The organism is Ensifer sp., assembly GCF_035999135.1.
Classification (GTDB): Bacteria; Pseudomonadota; Alphaproteobacteria; order Rhizobiales; family Rhizobiaceae; genus Ensifer.
Genome location: NZ_DASYGZ010000029.1, coordinates 1 through 8,112 on the forward strand (window position 1 = coordinate 1; position 8,112 = coordinate 8,112).

Annotated in this window: 11 protein-coding genes and 1 pseudogene; 5 read left to right on the forward strand and 7 right to left on the reverse strand. The window is 63.3% G+C overall.

Annotation, left to right across the window (positions count from 1 at the left end; genetic code table 11):
* Positions 1-73 precede the first annotated feature (73 nt).
* The 5 genes from VGO12_RS02360 to VGO12_RS02380 all read left to right on the forward strand — a co-directional run bounded on the left by VGO12_RS02360 (position 74) and on the right by VGO12_RS02380 (position 3,842).
* The gene (locus tag VGO12_RS02360; RefSeq protein ID WP_327511144.1) at positions 74-1,684 is read left to right on the forward strand and encodes a phosphoenolpyruvate carboxykinase; all 1,611 of its coding nucleotides are present in this window, start codon (positions 74-76) and stop codon (positions 1,682-1,684) included.
* A 114-nt stretch (positions 1,685-1,798) separates the two neighbouring features.
* On the forward strand, positions 1,799-2,233 hold the full coding sequence (arfB, locus tag VGO12_RS02365; RefSeq protein ID WP_327511145.1) for an alternative ribosome rescue aminoacyl-tRNA hydrolase ArfB: 435 nt from the start codon (positions 1,799-1,801) through the stop codon (positions 2,231-2,233).
* Positions 2,234-2,310: 77 nt separating this feature from the next.
* Positions 2,311-2,784, forward strand: coding sequence for a peptidoglycan-binding protein LysM (gene lysM / locus VGO12_RS02370; RefSeq protein WP_327495162.1), 474 nt, complete (start codon positions 2,311-2,313; stop codon positions 2,782-2,784).
* 11 nt (positions 2,785-2,795) lie between these two features.
* A complete protein-coding gene (locus tag VGO12_RS02375; RefSeq protein WP_327511146.1) occupies positions 2,796-3,221 on the forward strand; it encodes a hypothetical protein in 426 nt (141 codons plus the stop codon).
* 9 nt (positions 3,222-3,230) lie between these two features.
* The gene (locus VGO12_RS02380) at positions 3,231-3,842 is read left to right on the forward strand and encodes an alpha-ketoglutarate-dependent dioxygenase AlkB (RefSeq protein WP_327511147.1); all 612 of its coding nucleotides are present in this window, start codon (positions 3,231-3,233) and stop codon (positions 3,840-3,842) included.
* Positions 3,843-3,932: 90 nt separating this feature from the next.
* Here the strand turns inward: VGO12_RS02380 and coaA are convergent, their stop codons facing one another.
* The 7 genes and pseudogenes from coaA to VGO12_RS02415 all read right to left on the reverse strand — a co-directional run.
* The gene (coaA, locus tag VGO12_RS02385; RefSeq protein ID WP_327511148.1) at positions 3,933-4,925 is read right to left on the reverse strand and encodes a type I pantothenate kinase; all 993 of its coding nucleotides are present in this window, start codon (positions 4,923-4,925) and stop codon (positions 3,933-3,935) included.
* Positions 4,922-5,245, reverse strand: a complete 324-nt coding sequence (locus VGO12_RS02390; RefSeq protein WP_327511149.1) for a phosphoribosyl-ATP diphosphatase — start codon at positions 5,243-5,245, stop codon at positions 4,922-4,924. Before VGO12_RS02390 ends, coaA begins: the two co-directional genes overlap by 4 nt.
* 15 nt (positions 5,246-5,260) lie before the next feature.
* Complete coding sequence (gene hisF, locus VGO12_RS02395) at positions 5,261-6,037, reverse strand: imidazole glycerol phosphate synthase subunit HisF (protein WP_327511150.1); 777 nt, start codon at positions 6,035-6,037, stop codon at positions 5,261-5,263.
* A 2-nt stretch (positions 6,038-6,039) separates the two neighbouring features.
* Complete coding sequence (gene hisA, locus VGO12_RS02400; RefSeq protein ID WP_327511151.1) at positions 6,040-6,777, reverse strand: 1-(5-phosphoribosyl)-5-[(5-phosphoribosylamino)methylideneamino]imidazole-4-carboxamide isomerase; 738 nt, start codon at positions 6,775-6,777, stop codon at positions 6,040-6,042.
* 28 nt (positions 6,778-6,805) lie between these two features.
* Positions 6,806-7,456: an imidazole glycerol phosphate synthase subunit HisH gene (gene hisH, locus VGO12_RS02405; RefSeq protein ID WP_327511152.1), complete on the reverse strand. Its 651-nt coding sequence runs from the start codon at positions 7,454-7,456 to the stop codon at positions 6,806-6,808.
* A complete protein-coding gene (locus VGO12_RS02410) occupies positions 7,456-7,926 on the reverse strand; it encodes a DUF2628 domain-containing protein (RefSeq protein WP_327511153.1) in 471 nt (156 codons plus the stop codon). The genes hisH and VGO12_RS02410 overlap by 1 nt, the downstream gene beginning before the upstream one ends.
* 23 nt (positions 7,927-7,949) lie before the next feature.
* A pseudogene (locus VGO12_RS02415) lies at positions 7,950-8,112 on the reverse strand (imidazoleglycerol-phosphate dehydratase); the annotation flags it as partial.

Here is an 8,112-nt window from a genome sequence, read left to right on the forward strand (position 1 = left end):
GTTTTTGAGCGAGCATGCAAGTAAGGTCCGGCGAAATTCAACGCCAATGGCCAAACACGAAGGAAGCTTGACCATGGAGCAACTCGGCACTCGCAATCTGGCGAACGGCTTGGAAAAACTCGGCTTTACCGACCTGGAAACGGTCCGGTTCAACTTCGAAGCCCCGGAGCTTTATGAAGAAGCCCTTCGCCGTGGCGAGGCTCAGCTGACCGCACACGGCGCACTGGTTGCCCGTACCGGCCAGCACACCGGCCGCTCGCCGAAGGACAAGTTTGTCGTCCGCGATGCGAACACCGACGACCAGATCTGGTGGGACAACAACAAGCCGATGTCGCCGGAGCATTTCGCTCTGCTGCGGAAGGACATGCTCGAGCATGCCAAGGGCATGTCGCTTTACGTCCAGGACCTCGTCGGCGGCGCCGATGCCGACAACGCGCTTCCGACCCGCGTCGTCACCGAATATGCCTGGCACTCGCTGTTCATCCGCAACCTGCTGATCCGCCCGGCCCGCGAGGCGCTCGGCTCCTTCCTGCCGAAGCTGACGATCATCGATCTGCCGAGCTTCAAGGCCGACCCGGAGCGCTATGGCTGCCGCACCGAGACGGTAATTGCCTGCGACTTCACCAACGGCCTGATCCTGATCGGCGGCACGTCCTATGCCGGCGAAATGAAGAAGTCGGTCTTCACCGTTCTCAACTACCTGCTGCCGAAGAAGGGCGTCATGCCGATGCACTGCTCGGCCAATGTCGGCCCGCAAGGCGACACCGCGATCTTCTTCGGCCTGTCCGGCACCGGCAAGACGACGCTTTCCGCCGACCCGACCCGCACGCTGATCGGCGATGACGAGCACGGCTGGGGCGAGGACGGCGTCTTCAACTTCGAGGGCGGCTGCTACGCCAAGGCGATCCGCCTGTCGGAAGCCGCCGAGCCGGAAATCTACGCGACGACCCGCCGCTTCGGTACCGTCATGGAAAACGTCGTGCTCGACGAGCGCCGTGTTCCGGATTTCGATGACGGTTCGCTGACCGAAAACACCCGTTGCGCCTATCCGCTCGACTTCATCCCGAACGCCAGCGCCACCGGCACGGCACCGCAGCCGCGGACGATCATCATGCTGACGGCCGATGCCTTCGGCGTGATGCCGCCGATCGCCAAGCTGACGCCGGAACAGGCGATGTACCACTTCCTCTCCGGCTACACCGCCAAGGTCGCCGGCACGGAAAAGGGCGTCACCGAGCCGGAAGCCACGTTCTCGACCTGCTTCGGCGCACCGTTCATGCCGCGTCACCCGTCCGAATACGGCAACCTGTTGAAGGACCTGATCGCCAAGAACGGCGTCACCTGCTGGCTGGTCAACACCGGCTGGACCGGCGGCGCCTACGGCACCGGCAGCCGCATGCCGATCAAGGTAACGCGTGCTCTGCTCGCCGCTGCCCTTGACGGATCGCTGAACGCGGCCGAACTGCGCACCGACGCCAACTTCGGCTTTGCGGTTCCGGTCTCGGTTCCGGGTGTCGACGACGGCATCCTTGATCCGCGCTCGACCTGGGCCGATAGCTCGGCCTACGACGCGCAGGCCAATCGCCTCGTCGACATGTTCATCACCAACTTTGCCAAGTTCGAAGAGCATGTGGATGGCAGCGTCCGCGACGCAGCGCCGGGCACACAGCTCGCCGCTGAATAAGCATCGTCGGCTATGATTCACGTGAATCCCGGCCCTTGAGGCCGGGTTTTTCGTTTCTTGCTCAAGTGTTTGCAAGAGGTTCGCTCTGTGCCATAGATCGCGTCGAGGTGAACTATGGCCAGCGACCCGCTTTACATCAACGACAGCATCGTCATTGCCGGCTGGGAACTGTCGGAGCAGTTCGTGCTGGCGGGCGGGCCGGGCGGGCAGAACGTCAACAAGGTCTCGACGGCGGTCCAGCTGTTCTTCAACGTTCTGGCCTCGCCCGCACTTTCGGACCGCATCAAGTCCAACGCCCTGAAGATTGCTGGCCGTCGCGCCTCGAAAGAGGGCGTGCTGATGATCGAGGCAAGCCGCTTTCGCAGCCAGGAGCGCAACCGTGAGGACGCGCGCGAGCGCTTGAAGGAGCTGATCCTGAAGGCCGCCGAACCGCCACCGCCGCCGCGCAAGAAGACCAAGCCGACGCGCGGGTCGGTCGAACGCCGCCTCAAGGAGAAGTCCGGGCGCGGTGAAATCAAGAAGCTGAGGGGCCGCCCCGGAGGCGATTGATTCTTTTGGCCGCTCCCTTGCCTTTGAGCGGTCGTGCCCTCTCTTATCGATCAGTGATTTCGTAAAAGGAGATGTTCATGGGCCTTTTCAGTTTTATCAAGAACGCCGGCAAGAAGCTTGGCATCGGCGGCGACGACGACGCACCGGATGCGGAAAGCGTGCAGAAGGAGCTGGCATCCCACGATCTCGGCACCAAGGACGTGCAGGTCGAAATGGCCGGCGACAAGGTCGTGCTGAAGGGCGTCGTGAAGGACCAGAGCGCCTTCGAAAAGGCGGTCGTCGCTGTCGGCAACACGCTCGGCGTCTCTGCGGTCGAAGCCTCTGAGCTCAAGGTCGCCGACGCGGGTGCTGCACCGGCCCCCGCCAAGGCGCCGGTGTTCTACACCGTCAAGAAGGGCGACAACCTCTGGAAGATCGCCGAAGCGCAATATGGCAAGGGCAAGGGCGCCAAGAACACGGCCATCTTCGAGGCCAACAAGCCGATGCTGACGCATCCGGACAAGATCTATCCCGGCCAGGTTCTGCGCATTCCGGATCTCGACGCGGCCTGAGCGTGTCCGTCATGCGGTTTGTTTTCACCGCGCTGGTGGGGCTCTGCCTTGCCGGCGCTGCTTCCGCTGAACCGTTCCGTGAGCCGGCGAAGGGCAGCGTCGAACGTGCTGCCATCCTCGACGCCATCCGTCCGGCGGTCGAGGCCGAAATGCGCGGGCCGGTCGAATTTGTCGTAACCATCATGCGTGTCGTCCCGAATTGGGCGTTCATGCAGGTCGAGCCGCAGCGACCGGGAGGCGGGACGATCGACCTTGCGCAAACCGGGTTGCGCGACGAGGCCGACATGATGGATGGTCTGACGGTGTTCGCGCTGGTCAGCTTCCACAATGGACGCTGGAACCTCGTCGATCATGTCGTTGGGCCGACGGATGTGGCCTATGCGGGCTGGCCGCTGCGCTATGGCGTGCCAGCGGCACTTTTTGGCCTGCAGCAATAGGGGCTTTCAATGCAGGTGCTCCCGAAAGGGGTCAGACATATTCCGGGCTATCTTGATCGCGCCGCCCAGGAACATCTCGTCGAGACGATCCGTTCGGTCGTTGCCGAAGCGCCGCTGTTCGTGCCGGAAATGCCGAAGACAGGCAAACCGATGTCGGTTCGCATGACCAATTGTGGATCGCTCGGCTGGGTCACGGACCGGGATCGCGGCTATCGTTACCAGGCTCAACATCCGGTGACCGGGCGCCCATGGCCGGCCATGCCGGATCCGCTGCTTGAGATCTGGAGCGCAGTCTCCGCCAGCCAAAAAGCGCCGGAAGCCTGTCTGGTGAACTTCTATTCCGAAGAGGCGCGCATGGGCCTGCACCAGGACCGCGACGAGCGCGATCTGGAGACGGCGGTCGTGTCGATCTCGCTTGGCGACAGCTGCCTGTTTCGCGTCGGCGGCAACACCCGCGGCGGGCAGACTATGTCGTTCAGGCTCGAAAGCGGTGATGTCGTCGTCCTGGGCGGGGAGGGACGGCTCGCCTTCCATGGCGTCGACCGGATTTACCCCAATACGTCGACGCTGCTGAAGAACGGCGGTCGAGTCAACCTGACGCTCCGCCGCGTCAATCCATGAGCAACTCTCTGAAGCGGCGCAACCTCGGACGGAAACCGCTTCTCACTTTTTCTGAGATTGCTCTTCCTGCAATTGCTCTGGGCCGACCGCTCAGAGCTTTCTGAGAGCCACCTTTTCCGTCAGATGGTTCGGGCCTTTCTGCAGGATCAGGTCGGCGCGCGGGCGCGTCGGCAGGATGTTCTGGTGCAGGTTCTTGAGATTGATGTTGTGCCAGAGGCCCTCGGCGATGGCGCGGGCGGCGTCTTCGCTGATCGTCGCATAACGATGGAAGTAGGATTCCGGGTTCTTGAAGGCGGTTTCGCGCAGCCGCATGAAGCGGTTGACGTACCAGCTGTGGATCAGGCTTTCCTCGGCATCGATGTAGATCGAGAAGTCGAAGAAGTCCGAGACCATCGGCACGATCTTGCCGTCGGCGGGCAGGTTGCGCGACTGAAGCACGTTGATGCCTTCGAAGATCAGGATGTCGGGCCGGTCGATGACGGTGAACTGGTCCGGCAGCACGTCATAGGTCAGGTGCGAATAGCTCGGCGCCTTGACGTTCGGCTGGCCCGCCTTGATCGCCGACAGGAAGCGCAGCAGCGCGCCGACGTCGTAGCTTTCCGGGAAGCCCTTGCGGTCCATCATGTTTTCGCGCTGGAGCACGGCGTTCGGATAGAGAAAGCCATCCGTCGTCACCAGATCGACCTTCGGGCTCGACGGCCAGCGCGACAGGAGTTGTGCGAGAATACGTGCTGTCGTCGATTTGCCGACGGCGACCGATCCGGCAATGCCGATGACGAAGGGCGTCTTTGTCTCCGACATCGTGAGGAAGCGCTTGCGCTGCTCGAAGAGCATCTGCGACGATTCCACATGGGTCGAGAGCAGGCGCGACAGCGACAGGTAGATCTGCCGGACCTCGCGAAGATCCACCGGGTCGTTCAGCGAGCGCAGCCGCTGCACCTCGTCGGCCGTCAGCGTCATCGGGGTGTCGGCACGGAAGCGCGACCATTCCTCGGCGGTGAAGAAATGATAGGGCGAATAGTCCCGCTTCTGGAGGTTGTCGGGAAGGTCGGCTGCTTCGATGTCTTTCGCCGCGATCGTCATGGGGTCTGCCGATTTGCCTTTTCCTGCAGGCCGGATTGGTTGGTCCGCCGCTGAAGTTCGTTGAGCACATCCTGCAACGGAACGTCTGCGACCTTCAATACGACCATCAGATGATAAAGGAGATCGGCGCTCTCGGCGACGAGATTCGCCCGGTCGTTGCTGATGGCAGCGATCACTGTCTCGACCGCCTCTTCACCGAGCTTCTTGGCCGCCTTCGGCTGGCCGCCCGCCACGAGTTTTGCCGTCCAGGATTCGTCCGGAGCCGCCTTTGCGCGTGTCGCGACGATGGCCTCGAGATCGGAAAGTGTAAAGTCGCCCATGGGAGTTCCTGAGGCTTAGTCGAGGCGCATGGCAATGCCATGCTCTGCCATATAGCGCTTGGTTTCGCCAATGCTATAGGTGCCGAAGTGGAAGATGGAGGCAGCAAGAACCGCGGTCGCATGACCGTCCTTGATGCCGGCGACCATGTGGTCGAGCGTGCCGACGCCGCCCGATGCAATGACCGGCGCGCGAACCGCATCGGCGACCGCACGCGTCAGCGCGATGTCATAACCGCTCTTCGTGCCGTCGCGATCCATCGAGGTCAGAAGGATTTCGCCGGCGCCGAGATCGACGACGCGGCGGGCAAACTCGATCGCATCGATGCCGGTCGGCTGGCGACCGCCATGGGTGAAGATCTCCCAGCGGTCCGTTTCGCCGTCCTTTGAAACTCTCTTGGCGTCGATCGCGACGACGATGCACTGGTTGCCGAACTTGTCGGCGGCTTCGGCCACGAAGTCCGGGTTCTTTACCGCAGCCGTGTTGATCGACACCTTGTCGGCGCCCGCGAGCAACAGCTTGCGGATGTCGGAAACCTGGCGCACGCCGCCGCCGACCGTCAGCGGCATGAAGCACTGTTCGGCGGTGCGGGCGATGACGTCGAAGATCGTCTCGCGATTGTCCGAGGAGGCGGTGATGTCGAGGAAGCAGAGCTCGTCGGCGCCGGCGGCATCATAGGCGCGCGCTGCTTCCACCGGATCACCGGCGTCGATCAGGTCGACGAAGTTGACACCCTTGACCACACGGCCGTCCTTGACGTCGAGGCAGGGAATGACACGGGCTTTGAGCGACATGGTCAGGCCTTTCTCGCGGCGCGGATCAGATCCAGCGCTTCCTTGGGGTCGATACGGCCGTCATAAAGCGCGCGGCCGGAAATGGCGCCTTCGAGCTTCCTTGCGTCCGGCTCGACCATGCGGCGGATATCGTCCATCGAGGCGAGGCCGCCGGAAGCGATCACCGGAATGGAGACCGCGTCTGCCAGTTCCAGGGTCGATGCCCAGTTGATGCCGGTCAGGATGCCGTCGCGGTCGATGTCGGTATAGATGATCGCCGACACGCCGGCGCCTTCGAATTTCCTGGCAAGTTCGATCACGCCGAGCTCGGACGCTTCGGCCCAGCCTTCGACGGCAACCTTGCCGCCCTTGGCGTCGATGCCGACGGCGACCTTGCCCGGGAACTTGGCGCAGGCCTCGATGACGAGCGCCGGATCGCGCACCGCGACCGTGCCGAGAATGACGCGGGCAAGCCCGCGCGACAGCCAGTTTTCGATATGATCGAGCGTGCGAATGCCGCCGCCGAGTTGCACCGGATTCTTCGTCGCCTTGAGGATGGCGTCGACGGCGGCGCCGTTGACCGTCTCGCCGGCGAAGGCGCCGTTGAGGTCGACCACGTGCAGCCACTCGAAGCCCTGGTCTTCAAAGGCGCGGGCCTGGGCTGCCGGGTCGGGATTGTAAACCGTCGCCTGGTCCATGTCGCCAAGCTTCAGGCGCACGCATTGCCCGTCCTTCAGGTCGATCGCGGGGAAAAGGATCATGGGTCTGTCCAATCAGTCGGGCGAAAGCTCAGGGCTTCCAGCGCAGGAAATTCGAGATGAGGGCAAGGCCGAGCGCCTGGCTCTTTTCCGGGTGGAACTGCGAGCCGGCCTTGTTGCCATTGGCAACGAAGGCGGTGACAGGACCGCCATAGTCGGCCTCCGCAACCACGTCGCCGGCGTTTTCGGCCGCCAGATGGTAGGAATGCACGAAATAGGCATGCAGGCCGCTGTCGCCAACCCGGATGCCGTCAAACAGCGGGTGTGCGCGCTTGAGCGTCAGCGTGTTCCAGCCGATCTGCGGGATCTTCAGCGTGGTGTCGGTCGGCGTCATCTCGACGACGTCGCCGGGAATCCAGCCGAAGCCGTGCGTGGTGGTCTTTTCAAGCCCGCGCGACGACATCAGCTGCATGCCGACACAGATGCCGAGAAACGGGCGGCCGGCCTGTTCGACGGCTTCCGTCAGCGCCTGCTCCATTCCGGAAACGGCGGCAAGGCCGCGGCGGCAGTCGGCATAGGCGCCGACACCCGGAAGCACGATGCGGTCGGCGCTCGCCACCCGCTCCGGCCTGTCGGTGAGGTCGATCTCGGCGGAAATGCCCGCCTCGCGGGCGGCCCGTTCGAAGGCCTTGGTGGCCGAGCGCAGGTTGCCCGAGCCGTAATCGATGATGGCGACGCGCATCAGCGTTCTCCGTATGAATCAAAAAGGCCGAGGCCAGTGCCGCCCTTTGCGGGCTGGCGCACGGTCCAATCGGCCGGGGACGGCGGGACAGGCCTCTTTTCGCCCGGGGCCACGCTCGTGAAGTAGATCTCTTCGGCCGTCTCAAGGTTCGGCGCGGCCACGATCGAGCGCAGCGTCCAGTCACGGGAAATCAGGCTGCGCGCAACCAGAACCGGACCTTCGAGCGCGACGACGAGCCGAAGCGCGAGCTGCGCCAGCAGTGACGGCAGGAAGCCGTTTTCGTGGCTCGACAGGAAAATTAATGAAATCTGCAGAACAGCAACTGCGATTCCGATCACCCATTGCCGCTTGGCGAGAAGCCAGAGCGCCGGGAAGAGAAAGGCCCACCAGGAGTAACCGTCGGCGACGAAACGCGCGCGCTCGTCGTCGGCACGCGCACCGGGCGGGGTCAGGATCAGATAAGAAGCCATCTTTTCAGCCAGTGACTGGCCGCTTAGGCAAGGGTCCCCTTGGTGGAGGGAACGCGGCCGGCCTGGCGCGGGTCGATTTCGGTTGCCGTGCGGAGCACGCGGGCGACGGACTTGAAACAGGTCTCGGCGATATGATGGTTGTTGGCGCCGTAGATGTTCTGGATATGCAGCGTGATCCCGGCATGC

Coding starts and splice junctions, on each gene's coding strand:
- VGO12_RS02360 (WP_327511144.1), top strand. CDS start 74: ATGGAGCAACTCGGCACTCGCAATCTGGCGAACGGCTTGGAAAAACTC.
- arfB (WP_327511145.1), top strand. CDS start 1,799: ATGGCCAGCGACCCGCTTTACATCAACGACAGCATCGTCATTGCCGGC.
- lysM (WP_327495162.1), top strand. CDS start 2,311: ATGGGCCTTTTCAGTTTTATCAAGAACGCCGGCAAGAAGCTTGGCATC.
- VGO12_RS02375 (WP_327511146.1), top strand. CDS start 2,796: ATGCGGTTTGTTTTCACCGCGCTGGTGGGGCTCTGCCTTGCCGGCGCT.
- VGO12_RS02380 (WP_327511147.1), top strand. CDS start 3,231: ATGCAGGTGCTCCCGAAAGGGGTCAGACATATTCCGGGCTATCTTGAT.
- coaA (WP_327511148.1), bottom strand. CDS start 4,925: ATGACGATCGCGGCGAAAGACATCGAAGCAGCCGACCTTCCCGACAAC.
- VGO12_RS02390 (WP_327511149.1), bottom strand. CDS start 5,245: ATGGGCGACTTTACACTTTCCGATCTCGAGGCCATCGTCGCGACACGC.
- hisF (WP_327511150.1), bottom strand. CDS start 6,037: ATGTCGCTCAAAGCCCGTGTCATTCCCTGCCTCGACGTCAAGGACGGC.
- hisA (WP_327511151.1), bottom strand. CDS start 6,777: ATGATCCTTTTCCCCGCGATCGACCTGAAGGACGGGCAATGCGTGCGC.
- hisH (WP_327511152.1), bottom strand. CDS start 7,456: ATGCGCGTCGCCATCATCGATTACGGCTCGGGCAACCTGCGCTCGGCC.
- VGO12_RS02410 (WP_327511153.1), bottom strand. CDS start 7,926: ATGGCTTCTTATCTGATCCTGACCCCGCCCGGTGCGCGTGCCGACGAC.